General features: G+C 70.4%; 22 protein-coding genes and 2 pseudogenes. 2 read left to right on the top strand and 22 right to left on the bottom strand.

What is annotated here, in order from left to right; genetic code table 11:
• Positions 1-17: 17 nt before the first annotated feature.
• A pseudogene (locus AB0J33_RS06680) lies at positions 18-854 on the top strand (LysR family transcriptional regulator); the annotation flags it as partial.
• A gap of 147 nt (positions 855-1001) precedes the next feature.
• Here AB0J33_RS06680 and AB0J33_RS06675 read toward each other — a convergent pair.
• The 9 genes and pseudogenes from AB0J33_RS06675 to AB0J33_RS06635 form a co-directional block, all read right to left on the bottom strand.
• Positions 1002-1445, bottom strand: a complete 444-nt coding sequence (locus AB0J33_RS06675) for a GNAT family N-acetyltransferase (RefSeq protein WP_363610644.1) — start codon at positions 1443-1445, stop codon at positions 1002-1004.
• Between the two features lie 95 nt (positions 1446-1540).
• Positions 1541-3172 (bottom strand): annotated as a pseudogene (ptsP, locus tag AB0J33_RS06670) (phosphoenolpyruvate--protein phosphotransferase); the annotation flags it as partial.
• Positions 3165-3440, bottom strand: coding sequence for an HPr family phosphocarrier protein (locus tag AB0J33_RS06665; protein WP_278140338.1), 276 nt, complete (start codon positions 3438-3440; stop codon positions 3165-3167). The gene AB0J33_RS06665 and the pseudogene ptsP, both read right to left, overlap by 8 nt.
• A 9-nt stretch (positions 3441-3449) precedes the next feature.
• Entirely contained in the window at positions 3450-4490 is a 1041-nt protein-coding gene (locus AB0J33_RS06660; protein WP_363610642.1) for a zinc-dependent dehydrogenase, read from the bottom strand.
• Positions 4487-4921: a PTS sugar transporter subunit IIA gene (locus AB0J33_RS06655; RefSeq protein WP_363610640.1), complete on the bottom strand. Its 435-nt coding sequence runs from the start codon at positions 4919-4921 to the stop codon at positions 4487-4489. The genes AB0J33_RS06660 and AB0J33_RS06655 overlap by 4 nt, the downstream gene beginning before the upstream one ends.
• Positions 4914-5222 (bottom strand): PTS lactose transporter subunit IIB, encoded by a 309-nt coding sequence (locus AB0J33_RS06650; RefSeq protein WP_363610638.1) that lies wholly within the window; start codon positions 5220-5222, stop codon positions 4914-4916. Before AB0J33_RS06650 ends, AB0J33_RS06655 begins: the two co-directional genes overlap by 8 nt.
• Before the next feature lie 5 nt (positions 5223-5227).
• Positions 5228-6388 carry a PTS mannitol transporter subunit IICB gene (locus AB0J33_RS06645; protein WP_363610636.1) on the bottom strand — a complete coding sequence of 387 codons (1161 nt, stop codon included), beginning with the start codon at positions 6386-6388 and terminating at the stop codon, positions 5228-5230.
• Between the two features lie 60 nt (positions 6389-6448).
• Positions 6449-7357, bottom strand: a complete 909-nt coding sequence (gene pfkB, locus AB0J33_RS06640; RefSeq protein WP_363610634.1) for a 1-phosphofructokinase — start codon at positions 7355-7357, stop codon at positions 6449-6451.
• A 13-nt stretch (positions 7358-7370) separates the two neighbouring features.
• Complete coding sequence (locus tag AB0J33_RS06635) at positions 7371-8132, bottom strand: DeoR/GlpR family DNA-binding transcription regulator (RefSeq protein WP_363610632.1); 762 nt, start codon at positions 8130-8132, stop codon at positions 7371-7373.
• Between the two features lie 285 nt (positions 8133-8417).
• On the opposite strand from AB0J33_RS06635, the gene AB0J33_RS06630 reads away from it, so the two are divergent.
• Positions 8418-9266 carry an alpha/beta hydrolase gene (locus AB0J33_RS06630; RefSeq protein ID WP_363610630.1) on the top strand — a complete coding sequence of 283 codons (849 nt, stop codon included), beginning with the start codon at positions 8418-8420 and terminating at the stop codon, positions 9264-9266.
• A 160-nt stretch (positions 9267-9426) separates the two neighbouring features.
• On the opposite strand, the gene AB0J33_RS06625 is transcribed toward AB0J33_RS06630, so the two are convergent.
• The 13 genes from AB0J33_RS06625 to AB0J33_RS06565 form a co-directional block, all read right to left on the bottom strand.
• Positions 9427-9834 (bottom strand): nitroreductase family deazaflavin-dependent oxidoreductase, encoded by a 408-nt coding sequence (locus AB0J33_RS06625; RefSeq protein ID WP_363610628.1) that lies wholly within the window; start codon positions 9832-9834, stop codon positions 9427-9429.
• A gap of 87 nt (positions 9835-9921) precedes the next feature.
• A complete protein-coding gene (locus tag AB0J33_RS06620; protein WP_363610626.1) occupies positions 9922-10113 on the bottom strand; it encodes a hypothetical protein in 192 nt (63 codons plus the stop codon).
• A gap of 132 nt (positions 10114-10245) precedes the next feature.
• Positions 10246-10344, bottom strand: coding sequence for a DUF1996 domain-containing protein (locus tag AB0J33_RS06615; protein ID WP_363610624.1), 99 nt, complete (start codon positions 10342-10344; stop codon positions 10246-10248).
• A gap of 21 nt (positions 10345-10365) precedes the next feature.
• Positions 10366-12123, bottom strand: coding sequence for a discoidin domain-containing protein (locus AB0J33_RS06610; protein ID WP_363610622.1), 1758 nt, complete (start codon positions 12121-12123; stop codon positions 10366-10368).
• 260 nt (positions 12124-12383) lie between these two features.
• Positions 12384-13193: a DUF1996 domain-containing protein gene (locus AB0J33_RS06605; protein WP_363610620.1), complete on the bottom strand. Its 810-nt coding sequence runs from the start codon at positions 13191-13193 to the stop codon at positions 12384-12386.
• A gap of 261 nt (positions 13194-13454) precedes the next feature.
• Positions 13455-13682 (bottom strand): hypothetical protein, encoded by a 228-nt coding sequence (locus tag AB0J33_RS06600; RefSeq protein WP_363610618.1) that lies wholly within the window; start codon positions 13680-13682, stop codon positions 13455-13457.
• Entirely contained in the window at positions 13651-15687 is a 2037-nt protein-coding gene (locus tag AB0J33_RS06595) for a discoidin domain-containing protein (RefSeq protein ID WP_363610616.1), read from the bottom strand. Before AB0J33_RS06595 ends, AB0J33_RS06600 begins: the two co-directional genes overlap by 32 nt.
• A gap of 214 nt (positions 15688-15901) precedes the next feature.
• Positions 15902-16780, bottom strand: coding sequence for a sugar phosphate isomerase/epimerase family protein (locus AB0J33_RS06590; RefSeq protein WP_363610614.1), 879 nt, complete (start codon positions 16778-16780; stop codon positions 15902-15904).
• Complete coding sequence (locus tag AB0J33_RS06585) at positions 16777-17955, bottom strand: Gfo/Idh/MocA family oxidoreductase (protein ID WP_363610612.1); 1179 nt, start codon at positions 17953-17955, stop codon at positions 16777-16779. Before AB0J33_RS06585 ends, AB0J33_RS06590 begins: the two co-directional genes overlap by 4 nt.
• A complete protein-coding gene (locus tag AB0J33_RS06580; RefSeq protein ID WP_363610610.1) occupies positions 17952-18785 on the bottom strand; it encodes a TIM barrel protein in 834 nt (277 codons plus the stop codon). The genes AB0J33_RS06585 and AB0J33_RS06580 overlap by 4 nt, the downstream gene beginning before the upstream one ends.
• Positions 18782-19636 (bottom strand): carbohydrate ABC transporter permease, encoded by an 855-nt coding sequence (locus tag AB0J33_RS06575; RefSeq protein ID WP_363610608.1) that lies wholly within the window; start codon positions 19634-19636, stop codon positions 18782-18784. Before AB0J33_RS06575 ends, AB0J33_RS06580 begins: the two co-directional genes overlap by 4 nt.
• Positions 19633-20610 (bottom strand): sugar ABC transporter permease, encoded by a 978-nt coding sequence (locus tag AB0J33_RS06570; RefSeq protein WP_363610606.1) that lies wholly within the window; start codon positions 20608-20610, stop codon positions 19633-19635. Before AB0J33_RS06570 ends, AB0J33_RS06575 begins: the two co-directional genes overlap by 4 nt.
• Entirely contained in the window at positions 20611-21933 is a 1323-nt protein-coding gene (locus AB0J33_RS06565) for an extracellular solute-binding protein (protein ID WP_363610604.1), read from the bottom strand.
• Positions 21934-21994: the final 61 nt, after the last annotated feature.

Below are 21994 nucleotides of genomic sequence, written 5' to 3'. Positions count from 1 at the left end.
ATCAATGAGTCCAACACATGTTTGTCATCGGATCGATCTACAGAGAAGATGGATCGATGGAGCTTCACCAGCTGCGCTACGTCCTCGCCGTCGCCGAGACGAGCAGTTTCACCCGGGCCGCCGAACGATGCCTGGTCGTCCAGTCCGCGTTGAGTCACCAGATTGCCCGCCTGGAACGGGAACTCGGCGCGAGGCTCTTCGAGCGGACCAGCCGCCGGGTGTGGCTGACGCCGGCGGGTGCGGTGTTCCTTCCCGCCGCCCGTCAGTGCCTGGACGCCGCCGAGCGCGCTGCCGCCGAGGTCGCGGCGGCGGTGGGAGAGGTACGGGGACGACTGACGGTGGGTCTGATCCCCACAGTTGCAGCTGTCGACATTCCGGCCGCGCTTCGCGCGTTTCGGGAGCGGTACCCGTACGTGCGCGTCGGACTGCGCGTCGGTGGCAGCGACGCGCTCGTGGAGCAGGTCAAGCAGGGCGTCATCGACGTGGCGTTCCTGGGGCTGCCGGAGACGGTTCAACCGAAGGGCGTCGACGTGCACACGTTCGCCCGGGACCGGCTCGTCGCCGTGGTCGCTCCGAATGATCCGCTCGCACGGGAACCGGCAGTCGACCTCGACCGGCTCGCTGCCGAGGTCTTCGTCGACTTTCCGGTGGGAACGGCCGGGCGGGTCCAGACCGATCAGGCGTTCTCCGCCGCCGGCCTCACCCGCGACGTCGCGTTCGAGGTGACCGCCGCCGACCTGATGGCCGAACTCGTCGCCGCAGGTCTCGGCGTCGCCATGCTTCCCTCCGCCTACGTGCCACGGCTCAACGGCGTGACCATCATCGAGGTCACCGATGCGCCGGCCCGGGTCGAGCACCTCGTCTGGAGCCGCCTGGGGCGGACCCCAGCGGTGAACGCCTTCCTCACTGTCCTGCAGATCCCGGGGAGCAACGCCAGCGAGGATGACGGTGGCCGAGCGCCGCCGGTCGCACCTCGCGTCCAGCCTCGGTGGCTGCTTCGGTCAGGGCAGATCACGGCGAAGGATGTAGTTGAGGCCGAACTCTGTCTCCGTGCTGCGGACGTCTGTGTAGCCGAGCCGACGATAGAAGCCGTGCCCGGTGATGCTCGCTCCGGTCTCCATGTGGTCGTATCCGTCGGCCACCGCCAGCGCCTCGATGTGGCGCATGAGGAGCGTTCCTACGCCCCGGCCGATGGCCCGTGGGTGTACGAACATGGTGTAGACCTTGTTGCCGTCACGGGAGACCGTGCCGGCGATCCCGCTTGCCTCCGCGACGAACATCTGTCGTTGGCTGGCGAGTTCCTGGATGCGTTGTTCGGTGAAGTGGTCGCACATCCGCTCGATGACCTCGCTCGGATAGTCGCGACTGTTGACCTCACGCAGGCAGCGTTCGATGAGGCCCGCCACGGCAGGGGCATCGGCGCTGAACCGTCTTATCGTCGCCACCGACCTATCGTGCCGGTAGCCGGACCTCACCCACCGTTTCCACCGGTCACCGTGGCGGGGACGGTCACGCTGTCGCCGTACCGAGACTGGCGCGGAACACCGGCCACCGCCGACCGGGCTGCCTCCGGGTTGGGCGCGGCAAGGGCCGCCTCGGCGATCCGGCGGCACTCGTCCAGGGTGTGCGCGGCCAGGGATTCGCGCACCGCCGGGATGCTGCGGGGCGCCATGGACAGGCTGGTGATGCCCAGGCCCGCCAGTACCAGGGCGAAGTCGGGATCGGCGGCGGACTCTCCACACACACCGACTGGTTTACCCGCCGCGACGCCGGCTGCCGCGCAGGACGCCAGGAGCGCGATCAGCGCGGGCTGCCACGGGTCGAGCAGCTCGGCGAGGTCACCGCACATACGGTCGGCGGCGAACGTGTACTGGCTGAGGTCGTTCGTGCCGACACTGAGGAAGTCCACGTGGCGCAGCACCTCGCCGGCGCGCAGGGCCGCGGCCGGCACCTCGATCATCACGCCGGAGGTCGGCAGGCCGTGTTTTCGGCAGGATTCGGCGAACGCGGCGGCCTCCGCCGCGGTGGCGACCATCGGCGCCATGACCCACACGTCGGCGTCCGCCGCCGCAGCCGCCGCCGCGATCGCGGCCAGTTGCGTGGTAAGCACGGAAGGTGTCTGCCGGGCGACCCGCAGACCCCGGATGCCCAGCGCGGGGTTGGGTTCCTCGGCCAGCCGCAGGAACGGCAGCGGCTTGTCGGCGCCGGCATCGAGGGTGCGCACGACGATCTTGCGGCCGGGCAGCGCGGCGAAGACGTCGCGATACGCGGCGACCTGCTCTTCGTGCGACGGCGGGTCGCTACGGTCGAGGTAGAGCAGCTCGGTACGGAACAGGCCGACGCCTTCGACCTCGCCGGTGAGGTCGCGGGCGGAGCCGATGTTGGCCAGTAGCGCGATGGGATGGCCGTCGGCGGTCCGACCGGGGCCTCGGGAACGGGTGCGGCGTTCGATCTGCGCGAGCCGGTCCGCGTTGACGGTGGTCACCGTCTCGGCGGGAACGCCGGCCACCACGACGCCGCTCGCGCCGTCGAGGCTGGCGAGCGTGCCGTCGGTCACGTCCAGGATGGCCGCGCAGCGGACCACGGCCGGGATGCCGAGGGTCCGGGCCAGGATCGCGGTGTGGCTGGTCGGCCCGCCCTCGGCCGTGACCAGGCCCAGCACCAGGCCCGGTTCGAGACCGGCGGTGTCGGCGGGCGCCAGGTCGCGGGCGATGAGCAGGTACGGATGGCCAGGGTTCGGCACACCCGGCATCGGCAGCCCCAGGCATGCCGCGACGAGGCGGTCCCGCAGGTCGTCGAGGTCGCTGACCCGCTCGGCGAGGTACCCGCCCGCGGCTTCGAAGGCGGCCCGATGCCCGGCGAGCACGTCGGTGATCGCGTGCGGCGCGTCCGCACCGCCGTCGATGGCGGTGTCGGCCGCGTCGATGAGCGTCTCGTCCTGCGCCATCATGACCTGCGCGCGCAGGACCTCGGCGGCGGTCGCGTCCAGGGCGGTGTCGGCGCGACGGGTCAGGTCGGCGGCGACGGCGAGGACCGCGGCCCGGACTGCCGCCTTCTCGGCCCCGGGATCAGGGTTCTCCACCGACGGCGGCAGGGCGGGAGGCGGAGCCAGCCGGTAGACCGGCCCCGCCGCACCGCCGGGGCTGGCCCCGATCCCCCGCAACTCACGCATCGGCGGCGTCCAGGTCACGTTCGAGGAGGTCGGCCAGGGTGTCGACGGCGGCCTGGGCGCCGTCGCCGTCGGCCTCCAGGGTGACCTCGGTGCCTTTCTTGGCGCCGAGCGACAGCACGGCGAGCATGCTGCGGGCCGGCACGGGCTTCTTGTCGCCGGTGCGGATGGTGACCAGGACCGGCTGATTCGCCGCTTCGGCGACGAAGAGCGCCGCCGGGCGGGCGTGCAGCCCGCTGGCGGAGCCGACGAGGACTGTTCTGGTGGGCAACGGACCCTCCTAGGGTTCGATCGTCACCTTGATCGCTTCGCCTCGCGCCACGATGCCGAAGGCGTCGATGGCGCGGTCGAGCGGCAGGCGGTGGGTGATGAGGTCGGCGACCGGCACGGAGCCGTTGGCGATGAGTCGCAGCGCTTCCTTGTTGTGCTCCGGGCTGGAGCCGTTGGCGCCGACGATGGTCAGTTCGCGGTAGTGCACGAGGTTGGAGTCCAGGGAGATGACCGGCTTGTCCTTCGGCAGGCCGCCGAAGAAGCTGATCCGGCCCTGCCGTGCGGACATCTGCACCGCCTGCTCCTGGGCGGCGCCAGCGGCCGTGGCGGTGATGACGACGTCGGCACCCCGGCCCTCGGTGAGCTTGAGCACCGCGTCGACGACGTCGGCCTCGGCGCCGCAGATCGCCGCGTCCGGCTTCACCAGGTTCGCGGCCAGGTCGAGGCGTTCGCGGTTGAGGTCGACGAGGAAGACCCGGGCCGCGCCGCGCGAGCGGGCCAGGCGGACATGCAGGCAGCCGATCGGCCCGGAGCCGACGACGACCACGTCGTCGCCCTCCCCCACGCCGGCGAGATTCTGGCCGTTGAGGACGCAGGCGAGGGGCTCGGCGACGGACGCCTCGGCGAAGCTGAGTCCATCGGGGATCCGGTTGAGCCCGTCGACGGCGAGGACGTTGTGCGGCACGACCGCGTATTCGGCGAACCCGCCGTCGAAGTGGTACCCCATCGACACCTGGTTGGGGCACACGGTCATCCGGCCGCGCCGGCACTCGGCGCACGTGCCGCACGGGATGGCGGCGATGACCTGGACCCGGTCCCCCGGCCGCCAGCCCGTGACGTCGGCACCGACCTCGATGATCTCGCCAGCGATCTCGTGCCCCATCACGCGCGGCGGGGCGATGTGGTGGTGGCCGAAGCGGGAGATCTTCACGTCGGTGCCGCAGGTGGAGCAGGCCCGGACGCGGATCTTCACGTCGGTCGGGCCCGGCGTCGGCTCGGGCGCATCCTCGATGCGGACGTCACCGGGTGCGTGGAATCGGACAACCTTCACGATGCATTCCCCTCAAGGATAGTGATCACGTCATCGGCGCTCGTCGACTCGCGCAGCCGCTGCGCCTGCGCCGGGTCCATCAGCACCGTGGCGAGCTGGGCGAGGATGTCCACGTGCCCGTCGCCGGCCGCGGCGATGGCGACGCAGACCCGCACGTCGAAGCCGTCCCAGTCGACGCCGTCCGGGAAGCGCAGCACCGCGAGGGCGTCGCGCCGGACCGACTCCTTGCTGGTCAGGGTGCCGTGCGGGATGGCGACACCCTCCCCGATGTACGTGGAGACGCTCCGCTCGCGGGCGAGCATCGCGTCCACGTACGCCGGGGCGACCGCGCCGACCTCGACGAGTACCGCGCCGCAGCGGCTGATCGCCTCGTCCCGCGAGCCGGCCCGCTCGTCGAGCCGGATCGCGTCACGGGCCAGCAGCTCAGCCACTCAGCTCACCACCGCGCTGCACCGCGTTGACGACCCTGGTGACGGCCGGGTCGCCGATGAACACCTGGATCGGCACGATCACCGTGTCCGGCGCGCTGACCCGGGCCCGGGCGGCGAGCCCCTGATGGCAGATGACCACGTCCGCGTCCGCCGGGATCGAATCGACCGGCGTGTGCTCGACGGTCACCGCGTTCTTCGCCAGTTGCCGCCGCAGTTGACTGGCGAGCATCACGCTGCTGCCCATGCCGGCGTCGCAGGCGACGACGACCTTCTTGATCTCGGTGCCGTTCATGGTGGACATGATGTTCAGACCTCCTGCTTCGCCGACTTGTTGAGGGTCTCGTCCGGGCCGACGACGGGTTCTTCGTCTGGGCCGACGACGGTCTCTTCGTCCGGGCCGAGAGCGTCCGCGGCGGGCTCGCCCCGGCCGAAGCCGAGCAGGGCCGAGGCGACCGCGAAGGTGACGGCGGCGGCGATCACGACACCGAGAATGACCCCGAAGTAGTCGCCCTTGGGCGTGACCGCGAGGTAGGCGAAGATACTGCCCGGCGACGGGGTGGCGACCAGGCCCGCGCCGGTGATCACGAAGGTGCCGACGCCGGCCGCACCGCCGGCGATCATGGCGAGGATCAGCTTCGGCTTCATCAGCACGTACGGGAAGTAGATCTCGTGGATGCCGCCGAGGAACTGCACGATGATCGCGGCCGGGGTGCTGGGGCGCAGCGCGCGGGGGCCGAAGACCATGAAGGCGAGCAACAGGCCGAGGCCGGGGCCCGGGTTCGACTCGATCATGAACAGGATCGACTTGCCCTTGTCGGCCGCCTCGGCGATGCCCAGCGGGCCGAACACGCCGTGGTTGATGGCGTTGTTGAGGAAGAGCACCTTGGCGGGTTCGACGAGCACCGAGGTCAGCGGCAGCAGGTCCTTGTCGACGAGCCAGTCGACGCCCGAACCGGCCTGCTTGGTGAGCCACTCGACCACCGGGCCGATGCCGAAGACACCGCCGATGGCCATCGCGGCGCCGATGATGCCGGCGCTGAAGTTGTCGACCAGCATCTCGAAGCCGGGACGGACCCTGTTTTCGATCAGACCGTCGAACAGCTTGAGGACGTAGGCCGTGAGCGGTCCAATGATCATCGCGCCGAGGATCATTGGCACATCCGCGCCGACGACGAGGCCCATGGTCGCCACCGCGCCCACGACGGCGCCGCGCTGGCCGTGGACCAACCGGCCGCCGGTGTAGCCGACGAGCACCGGTAGCAGGATGCTGATCATCGGCCCGACCAGTTCGGCCAGGGTCTTGTTGGGGATCCAGCCGGTCGGGATGAACAGTGCGGTGATCAGGCCCCAGGCGATGAACGCGCCGATGTTGGGCATGACCATCGCGGCCAGGTAGCCGCCGAGGCGTTGCACCGTGGCCCTGAGGCCCTGGCCCTTCACCTCGGGTGTGTAGGAAGAGGAGGTCACGGGGGTATCTCCTTCATCGAGGGGCGGTCCAGACGGCCGCGGGGGAAGAAGCTCGTCCGGCTAGGGGTGGATGGTGACGTCGTGGCGGAACAGGTCCGCGGGGCCGGGCATCCGGCTGCCGGGCAGGCTCACCGCGGCGGCGCCCCAGGCCAGGCCCTCAGCGAGGGCGGCGGCACCCTGCGCGCCCGCGGCGAGGAAGCCGGCGAGCAGCGCGTCGCCGGCGCCGACGGTGCTGCGGGGCCGGGCCACCGGACAGGTGCCGGTGCGAACCCCTTCGGCGTCGACCAGGACAGCGCCGTCAGCGCCGAGGCTGGCCAGGACGGTCTCGGCTCCCAACGCCCGCAGGCACTGAGCGGCGTCGACCACGTCGCCGAGGTCCGTCAGCGGAGTGCCGACCACCTCGGCCAGTTCGTCGCGGTTGGGCTTGAGCAGGGTCGCCCCAGCCAGGGCGGCCTCACGCAGGGCGGGACCGCTGGTGTCGACGGCGACCCGGACGCCGGCAGCGCGCAGCTCGCGGCACAGCTGAGCGTAGGCGTCGGCGGGCAGACCGGGCGGGACGCTGCCGCACAGCACGACCCAGTCGGCACCCCCGGCGCGGGCGAGCACACGGTCGAGCACCTCGTCGAACTCGGCGCGGCACAGGGCCGGGCCAGGCTCGTTAATCTTGGTGACCGTGCCGTCGGGCTCGGCCAGGGTGATGTTGGACCGGGTCCGTCCGGAGATCGACACGGCGAGGACCTCCACGCCCTCTGCCTTGAGTAGGCGGATGAGCTGGTTGCCCTCGTCGCCGCCGGACGGCAACACCGCTACCGACGGCACCCCGTTGGCCAGCAGGGCACGGGACACGTTGACGCCCTTGCCGCCGGGGTCAAGGTGGGCCGTGGCAGCCCGGATGACCTCGCCCCGGGTGAGCGAGTCGACCTCCACGGCCCGGTCGAGGCTGGGGTTGAGGGTGACGGTGACGATCATGCCCGGCCCGCTCTCATGCGCGTACCACCCGAACGCCCGCGGACTCCAGGTCGCCGACCAGGTCGGGGTCGGCACGGCTGTCGGTGACGAGCAGGTCGAGGTCGGCCAGTTCGGCGAACCGGGCCAGATAGTCGTTGCCGAGCTTGGTGTGATCGGCGACCAGCACCGTGCGGCGGGCCGCACGGACCATCGCCCGCTTGACGGCCGCCTCGGCCGGGTCCGGGGTGGTCAGTCCACGCTCGACCGAGATGCCATTGGTCCCGATGAAGGCGACGTCGACGTAGAGGTCCGCCAACGGCGACAGTGCCCAGTCATCGACGGTCGCGAGGGTCTTCCCACGAACCCGTCCACCCAACAGCAGGACGTTGAGGTTGGCATAGGTACCGAGGGTCGTGGCGATGACCGGCGAGTTGACCACGACGGTCAACTCTCGGTCGACCGGCAGCAGTTGGGCCAGCCGGGCGGTGGTGGTGCCGGCGTCGAGGATGATCGCGCCCTCCTCCGGCACCTCGCTCAGGGCGAGCTTGGCGATGCGCTCCTTCTCCTCGATGAGCACCGCGTCACGCGCCGCCAGCGCGGGCTCGAACCCGAGCCGTTCCACCGGGATCGCTCCGCCGTGCACCCGGCGCAGCACTCCGGCCCGCTCCAGGATGGTGAGATCGCGCCGGATGGTCTCGGACGTCACGTTGAGCCCGTCGGCCAGGCCAGCCACCTCGACCCGGCCCACGTCCCGGGCGATGCGGAGGATCTCCTGCTGTCGTTCTTCGGCGTACATGTTGTTTCACCGCCGTTTCGTTTTGCTTGTGCTTTGTTTACGCCCGGTTTTAGGCAAAGTCAAGAGATCACCACAGGAAGCCACATCGGGCAGCCACCTTCGTGCTCGACCAGGGATGGCCAGCCGCGCGAGGTCGGAGCGCCGGCACGGGTTGAGGTTGGTGGCGTCGCACGAGGGCCAGGGGCGGGCGCCGAGCCACTCCCGGCCGGCACCCCAACGACCGGCGGCGAGGGCCCTTTCGACGACCTTCCTCGCCGCACGCGGTGCCGCTGTTACGGTTGCCTGGTGACGGTGAGTCAACTGCCGGTGACACGCGACGGGCACCGGCTGCACGCGGAGGTGAGACCTGGCAACGGGGTGCCGATCGTCCTGCTGCACGGCTTCCCCGACAACCTCCGTCTGTACGACCGGCTGCTCCCGTACCTGGACGACTCTCGGCCGGTGGTGCGTTTCGACTTTCTCGGGTGGGGGCGCTCCGACAAGCCGGCGGGTTACCCGTACACGGCGGACAACCAGACGCTCGACCTCGCCGCGGTGCTGGAGGCGGCGGCCCACCACCTGGGCCAGGACCGGGTCGTCCTGGTGGCGCACGACTCGTCCGGGCCGCCCGCCATCGACTGGGCGTTACGTCATCCCGACCGGATCGCGGCGTTGGTGCTGCTCAATACGTACTATCTGTGGCAGCCCGCCCTGCGTCTTCCGGCGGCGATTACGCTCTTCTCCACGCCGGGAGTGCGCACCGTCGCGCGCGCCCTGGCCCGTCGTCGGCCGTCGGTGCAGAGCCGCCTGTACAGCTGGCAGGTCGGCACGTTCATCAGCGATCCCTCGGCACGCCGCGAGCTGGTCCCGCAGTTGACACGAGACTTCCCGCCCGTTCAGGCAGCGTTCTGGCGGCTCAACGAGGATCTGTTCGGCACGCTGCTGCGCAGGCGCAGCCGAATCGCGGACATGCGCCGGTTCACTCCACCCGTACGCGTGGTGTTCGGCGCACGGGACCGCAATCTCAACCCCCGGGTCGCACTGCGTTTCGCGGAGCTGTTCCCCAACGCTGACCTACATCTGCTGCCCAACGCCCGGCACTACGTCCAGGTGGACGAGCCCGAGCGCGTCGCACACCTCATCAGCACAGCGTGAGGCCGTCACCAGGGGTCGTGGTGGGCCCGGCCGCGCCCGGCGCGCCAATGGGATCCTCGGACCCTCGAACCAGGACAGTGCCGCCTGCACCGTTGCGCACGAGTCGTCCGATGCCGCATACCCTGGATGTGGGAACCAGGACCGATTGTGCCGTCGCTGCCTACGGCGCGGGTTCCAGTACGACGACGGGGATCTGGCGAGTGGTCTTCCGCTCGTAGTCGGCGAAGCCCGGATACGCGGCCTTCTGCGCGCTCCAGATCCTTTCCCGCTCGGTCCCGGTGGCGACTCTGGCGACCAACTCGATCTTGTCCGTGCCGATCTCCGCGTGGGCCCGCGGGTGTGCCAGCAGGTTGTGGTACCAGTCGGGATTGGTGGGAGCACCGCCCTTGGACGCGAACACGGCGTAGCCGCCGTCCACCTTCTGGTACATCATCGGATGCACGCGAGGCTCGCCGCTCTTGGCGCCGACCGTGTGCAACAGCAGCAGCGGCGCGCCAGCGAACTGACCGCCTACCTGCCCTCCGTTGGCGCGAAACTCGTCGATGATCTTGTCGTTCCAGTCGCTCATGCCTTCTCCTCGGTTTCGCGAACCGGCTCCCAATAGACGATTCTGACAGTCTTCGCCCTCGGCCGTGCAATCACCGTGTCGGCGCCCCTACACGCCTCCTCGAAGTGGTCTGTCCGGGTACAGGTCGAGCGCCTTGAGCACCTGCTCGTTCATCGAGATCATCAACTGGATCCAGGCCGCGTCGGTGCCGCCGATCGCCGCCGTGCCAGGGGTCCGCGCGACCGGGGCCGGCGCGGCCGTACCCGTGGCCGACCCGGTGGCGCAGCCGGCCGCCGGCACGAGGCAAGCAGCAGCCCGGCAAGCAGAGCGGACAGCCTCGCCGGCCCGGTGCCGGGCCGGCGAGGAGGTACGACCGTCACGGCGTCCCGCTGACGCCGCAGTTTGACGGGTGGTTGGCCGGGCAGTCGTTGTTCACCGGTACGCCATGTGGCTCTGGTGGTTGGCCGAGTCCAGGTTCACCCCGTCCCAGCACTGTGGGAAGTCCAGGTACGACTCGGTTGGCAGGGACATGAGGGCTCCTTCCCGGCCGGGCTACTGGTAGACGCGGACGTAGTCGACGAGCATCCGCGACGGGAACGGCGTGGTGCCGTCCACCGGTCCCGGGAAGTCGCCGCCGACGGCGAGGTTGAGGATGAGGTAGAACGGGTGGTCGAACACCCACGGCCCACGGGTCGACTCGACAGTGGCCTTGCTGGCGACGAAGACCGTCTGGCCGTCGATCTTGAAGGTGATGCCGCGACTGTCCCACTCGGCGGACCAGACGTGGAAGCCGCCGGAGAGGTCCACCCCGCCCGGTGACGGATACTTCTGGCCGTACCCGTTGCCGCCGTTGTAGGCCGGCGCGTGCAGGGTCGAGTAGGCCTCCAGCGTGTTGCGGCCGAGGACCTCCATGATGTCGATCTCCCCGTTGTACGGCCACGGCCGCCCGTTGAGGAAGTCGGCGCCCATCATCCAGAACGCCGGCCAGAGCCCGTTGCCCTTCGGCACCCGGATGCGGGCCTCGATCCGGCCGTACTGCACGTGGAACTTGTTACTGGTGTTCATCCGGTGCGAGGTGTACGAGCGGCCGTTGACGGTCTCCCGGCGGGCCTCGATGACGAGTGAGCCGGCGCCGTCCAGGCTGGCGTTGCCGTTGTTCGTGTAGTACTGGAGTTCGTTGTTCTGGCCGGTGCCCGGATCGATCGTCCACTTGGCCGGGTCGGGCTTGCCGCCGACGGCGCCGTTGAACTCGTCGGCGAACACGAGCCGAGTGGCCGGGAACGTCGGGTCGGGAGGCATCGTCGGCGGCGGGGTGGGGTTGCCGCCGGTGCCGTACACCTTGAACTCCCACAGCGAGTACCCGTACTGGCTGCTGCGGGCGGTGCCGTACATCCGCACGTACCGACCGGTGCCGGTGACGTCGATGGTCTCCTTGAAGCCCTTCCCGGTGGTGGTCGAGTAGACGGTGGTCCAGGTGGACGCGTTCGGCGAGACCTGAATCTGGTACGACCTGGCGTACGCGGGATCCCACTGCAGCACGACCTGGGTCACGGTGGCGGTGGCGCCGAGGTCGACGTAGATCCAACCCGGGTCGACCCAGCCGTTGGTGGGACTCGTCGCCCAGCGGCTCGCCGGGTCGAAGTCGAACGCCTTGTCCGGCGTGCAGCCGAAGCACGCGCCGTCGTTCTGGCTGGTCGACGCGACCGCCGGCTTGGCGTACGACAGCAGCGTCGCGCCGCCGGGCGGCGGAGTCGTGGGCGGCGGGGTCGTGGGCGGCGTGCCGGTGCTGCCGTAGACCTCGAACTCCCACAGCGACACGCCGTACTGCGTGGCGCGCTGGGTGGTGTTGACCCGCACGAAACGGCCGGTGCCGGTGACCGCGAGGTCCTGGACGCCGCCCGTGCCGGCCGTGGTGGTGTGGATCGTCGTCCAGGTGTCGGTGCCGGTGGGCGATGTCTGGATGGTGAACGCGCGGGCGTAGGCGGCCTCCCAGCGCAGCACCACCCGGCTCACGGTGGCGGAGACACCCAGGTCGACCCGCAGCCACTGCGGGTCACTGAACGCGCTGGACCAGCGGGTGCCGGCGTTGCCGTCGACGGCCGCCGAGGCGGGGAACGCCGCCGACTCGGTCGACGAGGCGGTGACCGCGCGCCCCTGGGACAGCAGCGCGTCGGCGGCGTCGGCGGGCGGCGCCAGGATCGCCAGGTACGCGCCGAGCAGCAGGAGCAGTGCGCTGCCGACGGCCGCGAGGCGGCTGCCGCGCCCGGCTCGGGACAACGGGGTGTGGGACGGGGGGAGAGTCCGATTCATCGGTACTCCTTCGGGGTGGCGGCGGCGGGACCGACAGCTCACTGCTTCGGGCCCAATTCGCGAGAGAGCGCTCTCCGACGTAACTCACTGTTAACCCTGCCGACCACGGATGTCAATGCCATTGGATTGATCAGTGTAAATATTTTGGAGCGGCGGATGGTCGGGGTGCCGGGGTCGGCCCGCTACCGGACGCGGCCGATCGTGACCGGGCGACCTCCGCTCGACACGGAGCACCGGCCACGATCGACGCCACCTGAGCGCTAGGGCTTCTTGGGGTCCTCACCGTAACCGTTGCACTGCCGACCACCATTGATGCAGTAGGCCACGACATAGGCCTGGCGGGCCGCATTCCACCCGTTCATGAAGTCGTAGTGGAATGAGTAGCTGGCCCCCGAGGAATATGCCAGGCCGGCGGTGCTCGTGCCCGCCAGCTTGTACGGGAGCTTGATCTCCAGCATCGGCAGCGGGACGGGGTGGTCGGCCGGGCAGACCCCGCTCACCGGCCAGGCCATGTGCGACTTGTGGTCGGGCACGTCCAGGTGCACCCCGTCCCAGCAACTCGGCGCCTTGAGGCGCACCACCAGGGACGACCCGGAGGGGCAGGAGGCCGGCCAGTCGTTGCCCCTGTAGCCGGTGCACGACCAGTTGCCCCCGAAGTGCGCCGCGTCCGGCGTCTTCACGTCCCCCACGAGGAGCTTGAACCCGGCCGGGAACGGCTTGACCGTGCGGTAGTCCTTCACCCCGGCCTTGTAGTACACGGTGACGATGCTGTTCGGTACCGGCACGCCGTTCTGCGACAGCGTGGGGAACCAGTAACCGGACGCGTCGAGGGTGTCCTGACAGGACGTGGCACCGCCGACCAGGGACTGCGGCGTGGAGTTGGCGTTGGTGGTGGGGTTGCCGATGAACGTGTGGTTGTGCGACGCACCGGGCAGACCGGGGAAGACGATCGGGTCGTCGCTGAGCCGGTGGTTGACGTCGCAGTTGGCGTGCGCCTCCTGATACTGCGCGAAGGGCGGGTCGTCCGCCGCGAACGCCGTGCCGTTTCCACCGAACGCGGCGATTGTCACGACACTCAGGAGAACCGCGGCGAGTGGCCTGGCGACAACTCTCCGACGCCCTTCCGAAACGGCTCTGGACAAGAGCGACCTGATGCTCATCGGATCTCCTTTGGACGTAGGAACGAGCATCTATTTCCAGAAAGCTAACAATGGCCAAAGATTGAAACAATTGGTTGCCATCAGTTTGCCAAAGTGGCTAACCGGCGGAGCCCCGTAATAACCCGCACAGGGGTGTCCGGCCGACCCGGGCCGGCCGGACACCCCGATGATTCACGGGTAGCTGATCACGTTGTGCGGGGTCACGGAGGACGGCAGGGCCGCGTCACCGGTGTCGTTGATGACGTGGGTGATCGAACCCTTGCCCAGAGACACCGTCAGCACGTCGTGGAACCTGACGTTGGAATTGACCGGAACCTCGAAGGAGTGATAGGCGGCGATGGACGGGTCGGCGGTGAACACGCAGTAGCTACCGAGCCCCCAGGCCTCGTGGCTGGTCACCGAGTTGGCCACCTTGTAGGCGGCGTAGCCGGTGATGCCGTCGTGCGACCAGGCTGCCGCGCTCGGAGGGTCGTAGGGCAGTTCGTTCTGGAAGAAGATGGTTCGGCCGCGGTTGCCGTTCCAGACCACGTTGTACTTCTGGAAGTGCTCGACGAAGAGGCCGAGCGCGGTGACGTCGGCGCCGTTGACGACCAGGCCGGTGTCGGACGGGTTCGTGGTCCACCCGGCCCCGGCGCCGTGGTCGGCACGCCAGGCCCAGATGTGGTCGATGATCGTGTTGTTGCTGTTTACCACCAGGGCGTTGGTGACGGCGGCCGGACCGGCGCCGCCGACGCGCAGGAACACGTCCTGGAGCGAGATCGGATTGGCGGCGTGGTCCGCGTTCGCGCCGCTTCTGGCCGACCTGGAGCAGCGACGGCGACCGGGCGGTGCCGGCGTCGAAGAGCAGCCCGGCCACCCTGACCCCGTTGACGTCGGCCACGTTCATCGCGGTGACCCCGTTGTCGGCGATGAGGGTGGCGAAGCCCAGGCCGAGGACGACGGTGTCCGGCCGGGTCACGTTGATGGTCTGGCCGACGCGGTAGACCCCCGGGGTGAAGAGCAGGTTCAGGCCCTGCGCGAGCGCGCTGTTGATGGTGGCCGCCGAGTCGCCCGGGTGCGCGACGTAGAACTGGGTCAGCGGCAGCGACGTGCCGGCGGTGTTGCCGGCCGCCCAGGTGACGCCGGAGCTGTTGGTGCGCAGGGACGGGACGAACACCCGGTAGGCGCCCGACGAGTCCGTGTACAGGTAGGGCTTCTCGCGGCTGACCGGGGTCTTCGGCACGACGGTGTAGGGCGGCTTCGGGAACGTGTTGGCGGGCGCCCCGGCCACACCGGAGAAGACCACGTTCCAGACGCCGCCGTTCCAGCCGCCGACCTGGCTGTCCCGGGTGTACCACTGCTGCTGCGAGCACGGGCTGACCGTGCCGCTGATCCGACTGTCGGCGATGTACCCACCGCTGGCCCATCCGCAGTTGGGCGAGGCGAGGGTCATTCCGCCGTGCACGTCCATCCGCCGGAACGGCGCCGCCTGGGCCACCGCCCACCGGTCACGGCCCGACACCGGAGTGATCGACATGTTCTCCGCCGAGCGCCAGAAGTTCTGCGTCGCGTTGCCGGCCATCCAGCCCGCGTCGACGGTGACGTCACCGTTGATCTGCACGTCGGCCGGGTTCTGCCCGAGGCCGGCGATCGAGGTGTAGAAGCCCAACTGGGCGTTGAGGCCGGTGTACGAGCCGGGCTTGAACAGCAGCGCGTACCGCTGCGTGCCGAACTGGTTCGTCTCCTGCGTGGCGAACACCTGGTCCAGCTTCGACTGGATGCTGGACGACGACATCGACGGGTCGAACACGATGACGTTGGAGCCGAGGTCGCCCCCACCGGGAATGGGCGGGCCGGTCGTGGGCGGTGGGGTCGTGGGCGTCGACCCGCTGTGCACCACCAGCTCGAAGAGCGAGTATCCGTAGCCGGTGGCCCGACTGGTGCCGTACACCCGCAGGAAGCGACCGGTGCCGCTGACCGGGATGGTCTGCGTGCCGCCGCTGCCGGTGGCGGTGGCGTAGAGCGACGACCAGTTGCCCACCCCGTCGGGTGAGACCTGGAGCTGGAACGCCTTCGCGTACGACGTCTGCCAGGTGAGGACGACCTCGCAGACCTCGGTGCTGGCACCGAGGTCCACCTGGAGCCACTGCGGGTCGCTGAACGCGCTGGACCAGCGGGTCGTGGCACTGCCGTCCACGGCGTTGGCCGCCGACAGCCGGCTGTTCTCCACCGACGACGCGGTGGCCGGCCGGTTCAGGGCGACGTTGGTGGTACCGCAGCCGGCGCTGGCGGTGGCGGTGGCGGTGGCGGACGGGATGTTCACGGCGAGGGCGTAGGTGACGAACACGGCCAGCCCGGACACTGCCGCGGCGAGCGCGGACCGGCGTCTGCCGGTCCGGCTCGCCCTGCTCACGGAGCGTTGCATGACATCTCCCTGATGGGGTCAGGATGGAAGCCACCACCGACGGCCAGGCGGCGGTGGCTCCGTGGGGACGGGTACCGAGGGGCCCTGGACGATGGCCCGCGGATCGCGCACCAGTGGCGGTTGTCTGGACACTATTGGCGCCATCAGGGCCCGACAATCGGTTGCCAACATTTGCCACACTCGATTGATCCGCAACCACGAAACATGATTTCCGTCAATTCACGGAATCAGCGTCCGCGTTCTCCGCGCGTACCCGAAGGTCCAGCTCCCGAAGGTAGGCCAGGTTGTCCCGGGTCCGCTGGGCCAGCGGCACGGCGGTGGAGAAGTCCTCGACCGTCACCCACCCGTCGTAGCCGACCCGGCGCAGCGCGCCGAGATAGGCCGCCAGGTCGGCCTGCCCCTCCCGCAACGGCGCCCACTCGGCCGACCAGCGCGGTCCCCCGTCGTCGCGGGTGCCGCTCACCCGCCACGCGACGTTTTTCACGTGCACGTGCGCCAGGTACGGGCCGAGCAGCTGGAAACCGGCCAGCGGATCCTCGAACCCCTCGATGGTCAGGTTGCCGATGTCGTGGATGACCCCGGCATGCTCCGGCGGCAGGCCGTCGAGGAGCCGCATCGCCGCCGACGCCGAGGCGACGATGGTGCCGTGGTGCAGCTCGACCAGCGCGGTCACCCCGTGCTCCGCCGCCCGCCCGGCGATCCACGCCAGGTCCCGGCGGGTACCGGCCATCAGCTCCCGATAGTCGCCGCTGCCCAGGTGCGGCATGGTCACCCGGACCCGTTCCGCGCCCAGCGCGGCGGCCGCGGCCAACACCCGCTCGACGTTGCCGTGGTCGGCCGCCGGCACGTACGCCCCGAGCCCGGACAGCGCCAGCCCGGCCTCGCGGGTGATCGTGGCGATCCGGGTCAGCTCACCCTCCAGCCCGGTCAACGGGACGGTCGCCCGGTTGCCGGCCCAGAACCCGGGCGGCCGGGCCGATTCCTGGTCGGTGACCCGCCACTCGACACCGTCCCAGCCCTGCGCGGCCAACTGCCCGACCGTCTCCTCCGGCGTCCAGTCCGGCGTGGACGCCGTGAACACCGACCACCTCATCGCGCCACCCCCGCCCCCAGTACGGACGACACCGTGGCCGCGGAGCCCTCGACGGCGGCGAGCACGTCGTCGAAGTCGCCGGCCAGCACCGCCGGCACCGACACCGGCCGACGCAGATGCGCCGAGAGGTAGACCGCCTTGACCACGGCGACGTCGAGCAGCGCCTCGACCGCCGTGACCCCCGGTCGCCGGCCGCCGAGGATCGCCTCGACCGTGTCGTGGTACTGCCGCAGGTGCCCGGTCACGAAGGCGTCGTCGGGCTTGGTCGCCCCCCGCAGCTGCGACGGTGGCACGGCGTCGCCGGAGCGGTCGGGCCCGTCGGCGTACGCGGACGGGTCCGGGCCGTCGGCGGTGTGCAGGTATTCCAGCTGGTCGTCGTGGATCACCGCGGACCCCTGCGAGCCGTGCACCTGCAACCGCACCCCGAGGCCCGGGTACGCCGCGGTGGTGGCGTGCAGCACGGCGAGCGCCCCGTCGGCGAACCGGATCGCCGCCACGGCGACGTCCTCCACCTCGACCCGCTCGTGCGCGAGGACGCCGGTGTAGGCGAACACCTCCTCGGGCCGGCCGAACATCCACAGCAGCAGGTCCACGGTGTGCACGCCCTGGTTCATGGTGGCGCCGCCGCCGTCCTGTTCCCAGGTGCCGCGCCAGCCCGCCGAGTCGTAGTACCGCTGGCCCCGCCACCACGGCACGCTGGCCACCGCCGAGGTGAGCCGCCCCAGGTCGCCGGCGCGCACCCGGGCGGCGACCGCGATGCTCGCCGGGTCGAACCGGTGCTGGCAGACCACCGCGCAGACCTGACCGGCCGCCTCGGCGTCCGTGGCGACCCGGGCGATGCGGCGGGCCGCCGGCAGGGAGGCGTCGAGGGGCTTCTCGACGAGCACGTGCACGCCGGCCGCGAGGGCCTCCTCGGCGAGGTCGGCGTGCGTACCGCTGGGCGTGCAGACCACCACCAGATCCGCCGCCTCGGCCGCGAGGGCCTCGCCCAGCGAGGCGTACCGGGCCGGCGGCGGCCCGCCCTGCTCGCCGATCCACCCGGCGAGCCGGTCGTTGGCCTGCGGGTCCGGGTCGGCGAGCGCGGTGAGGCGCAGTCCGGGGTGCCGCAGGATCGCCCCGGCGTGGGTGCGGGCGATGACCCCGCTGCCCGTGATCACGACGTTGAGGACGGTCATCGAAGATGCACTCCTATCGAAGCGGTGAGGTTCACGAACGCGCGCGCCGCCCGGCCGAACTCGGCGGGTCCGGAGAATCCGCCGAGGTCGTGCTGGCTGGCGAGGTGCGGTTCGAGGGAGGCGAAGCCGGCATAGCCGTCGTCGCGCAGCGCGGTGAGCGTCCGCAGCAGCTGGCCGTCGCCGTGGCCGGCGGGCACGACCTCGGCGGTGGCCGCGATCGCGTCCTTGACCTGCAGGTACTCCAGGTGCGGGCGCAGCAGCGCGTACCCGTCGTCGTAGGGCCGCACCCCGACCTGCACGAAGTTCGCGTTGTCCCAGGCGACGCGCAGCGCGGGCGAGTCGACCGACTCGACGAGGTCGGCGACCCGCCGCGGCACATCGCCGTAGATGTCCTTCTCGTTCTCGTGCAGCAGCACGACGCCGGAGTCTTCGGCGAGGGCCGCGAAGGCCCGCATCCGCGCCAGCACCGCCGCGCGGATCTCGGCCGGGGCGACCCCGGCCGGGCGGTAGAACGAGAAGATCCGAACGTACCGGGTGTTCAGCCGGTGCGCGGCCGCCACGGCGGCGCGCAGCCGGTCGAGCTCACCGCCGTCCTCGGTGGTCACGTCGACCTTCCCGACGGGCGACGCGACCGCCGAAACCGCCATGCCGCGCGCGTCGACCGCCTCCGCCAGGGCGTCCAGTTGGGCGTCGCCGAGCTCCACCACGTTGGTGCCCCACGCGCTGCGCACCTCGATGTGCCGGGCACCGAGGGCGCCGAGCACCGCGAGCTGCACCGCCGGGTCGGGATCGATCTCGTCGCCGAAGCCGGACAGCGTCCACGCCGTCACTTCACACCTCCGGAGGTCAGCCCACCGACGATGTACCGCTGGAAGGCGAGGTAGAGGGTGACCACCGGGGCCGCGCAGACGAGGGCGGCGGCCATCATCTGCCCGTACGGCGGGATCGCCCCGCCCTCCTGCGCCGAGCCGAAGACCTGCAGCACGACCGCCGCGGTGCGGGTGTCCACGTCGGTCATGACCGAGGCGAACAGCACATCGTTCCAGCCGAGCAGGAACGCGAAGACCGCCGCGACGATCAGGCCCGGCCAGCTCAGCGGGATGACGACACGCAGCAGGATCTGCCAGCTCCCGGCACCGTCCACGCGGGCGGCCTCGATCAGCTCGCCGGGAAGCTCACGCAGGTAGGTCACCATGATCCAGGTGGAGAACGGCAGCCCGAACGTGAGGTAGGTGACGACCAGCGACCACCGGGTGCCGATCGTCGGCACGCCGAGGCTGCTGCCGATAGTCGCGAAGAGCACGAAGACCGGCAGGAGCAGCAGCGTGCCGGGGATCGACTGCATGCCCAGCAGCGCGCGCAGCACGTTGCGCCGGCCCCGGAACCGGTGCCGGACCAGGACGTACGCCGAGAAGACCGCGACCGCCGCGCAGGTCACCGCCACCGTGCCGGCGACGAGCAGGCTGTTCGCGAGCCCTCGGCCGAGCGGAACTGTCGACCAGATCCGGACGTAGTTGCCGACGCTGACCCGCTCCGGCCAGAACTCACCGGCGGCCACGGCCAGGTCGGTGTTGACCGAGGCGAGGAAGACGTAGCCGACCGGCGCGCCGACGATGGTCAGCAGGAACACCGTCAGGCCGATCTGCAGTGGTCGCGGCAACAGGCGGAGCACGGAGTTCATGCGGCGGCCTCCGGCTCGTCGAGTCTGACGGTGCGCAGATAGACCAGCAGCGGGACCAGGATCAGGCCCAGCGAGATCACGGCCATCGCCGCGCTGAGCCCGAACCGCAGGTTCTGGAAGCTCTCCACGTACGTCAGCACCGGCAGCACCTCCACGTCGCGCGGGCTCGGAACGCCGAACAGCACGAACGGCAGGGTGAAGCTGTTCACCATGTGCAGCAGCGAGATGATCGCGGCGAGCGCGACCGGGGGGCGCAGCAGCGGAAGGATGACGTGCAGCAGCTTCGCCCGCCACTGCGCGCCGTCGAGCGCGGCGGCCTCGTGCAGACTGTCGTCGATGCCCTGCAGGCCGGCCAGGGCGAGCAGGTAGACCAGCGGCCAGCCCGACCAGGCCTGCACGACGATCAGGGCGAGGTAGCTCTTCGGCCCGTTCAGCCACAGGCCGCCGGTGACGCCCAGCGTCGCCAGACCCTGGTTGGCGACCCCGTCGGGTTGCAGGATGATCCGCCAGATGGTGCCGACGACGAAGGCGGGCAGCACGTACGGGATGAGGTAGAGGGACCGGATCAGCGACCGCCCGCGGAACGGCAGGTGGGTGGTCAGCGCGGCGGCGACCCCCAGCGGCAACGCGAGCAGCGTCGCGATCACCGCCGAGGACCCGCTGACCCAGATGGCGTGCGGCAGGCTGGTGCGGCCCACCGCCTCGACGTAGTTGCCGGCGCCGACGAACGGCGCCGACAGCCACTGCCGGAAGGTGTACTGGTCAAGGTCGAGCAGCGACATCACCAGCGCGACGACGAACGGCACGACGATGACGGTCAGGGTGAGCAGGCCGCCGGGCGCGAGCAGCCACACCGCGGCACCGCCGGCGGTCGCGCCACGACGGCGGCGCGGCGGGGTCGGACGGGCCACCCCGGCTCGACGCGCATCGCCGGTGCCCGGGACCTCTAATTTCGCTGGGTCGGTGACCGTCATCTACTTCGCCTTGTCCAGCGCGGCCTGCACCTCGGACTGGGCCTGGGTGAGCAGGGTGTCGAGGGACCTGTCGTCGACCTTGCCGGCGGCGAGGTTCGGCACCGACTGGACGACCACGTTGACCAGCGCGAGCTGCACCTTGCTCCATCCGCCGTGGAACGGGGTGCCGTGCGCCTTCGACGCGGAGTCCACGATGGCCGCGAGCGCCGGGTCGGCGACCAGCCGGTTCGCCAGCTCCGCGTTCGTCGGCAACTCGCCGAAGGTCCGGTAGTAGGCCTCCTGCGACTCGGCGGTGGTCAGCATGTTCACCAGGCGCAGCGCCAGGTCCTGGTTCTTGCTGTACTTGGCGATCACCAGGTTGTCACCGGAGAGGATGCTGGTGGCGCCGACGCCGCCCGGCGGCAGGGTGGTGGCGCCCGGCGGGACGGTCGGCATGACGGCGTAGCCGTACTTGCCGGCGACCGCGGACTTGTCCAGCGTGACCTTCGAGGTCGCCGAGACCATCGGCAGGAAGGCGGCCTTGCCGGCGCCGAACGCGGCGATGGCCTGGGCGTTCTTCCAGCCGGTCGCCGCCGGGTCGACGACCTTGTCGGTGGCGAGCCAGCCGAGGTACGTCTGGTAGGCCCGGACCGTGACCGGATCGGTCAGCCGCGCCTTGCCGTCGGAGACCAGCGGGTTGCCGGCCTGGATGCTCATGGCCCAGATGAACTTCCACGGGTCGAAGCCGTCGCCGTAGGCCACGGCCAGGCCGTACCTGCCGGCCCCGGTCAGCTGTCTGGCCTGCTGCCGCAGGCCGTCCCAGGTGCTGGCCGGCTTGTCGATGCCCGCCGCGGCCAGCAGCTCCTTGTTGTACGCCATGACGAACGGGCGGCTGGTGAAGGGAATGCCGACCTCGTGCGTGGCGTCCGGGCCGGAGATGCCCAGGGTGGCCGGCAGGAACCGGTCCCGGCCGCCGATCTTCGTCCACTGGTCGGCGGTGAGGTCGACGAAGGCGCCGGTGGAGTATGCCGTCGGGGTGAAGGTGGTGCCGAGGGCATAGATGTCCGGCCCCTGCCCGGAGAGCATCGATGTCTGGATCTTGGTGAGTTCGTCGGTGGGGCTGGCGAAGGTCTCGAACGTGACCTTCGCCCCGGCCTGCTGCTGGAACTTCGCCGAGACGTCGGCGAACCACTGCTTCTGCTCCGTGGGATAGATCGAATTCGCCGCGATGAGCACGTTGAGCGTCCTGCCGTCCTCGGCGGAGCTACCGGAGTCGCAGGCGGTGACGGGTATGGCGACCATGGCGGCCAGGGCCGCCGCGAGAAGTGCACGGGTGGCGTTCATCTCTGCTCCTTGGGTGGTGGCTGTCCGGAGAGGAATGGTGTGGAAAACACATAGCCAGACG

Origin of the sequence: Micromonospora sp. NPDC049645, assembly GCF_040675155.1 — a bacterium.
Taxonomy (GTDB): Bacteria; Actinomycetota; Actinomycetes; order Mycobacteriales; family Micromonosporaceae; genus Micromonospora.
Note: the sequence above shows the minus strand (reverse complement) of the source record. Positions and strands in the feature narration are given on the sequence as shown.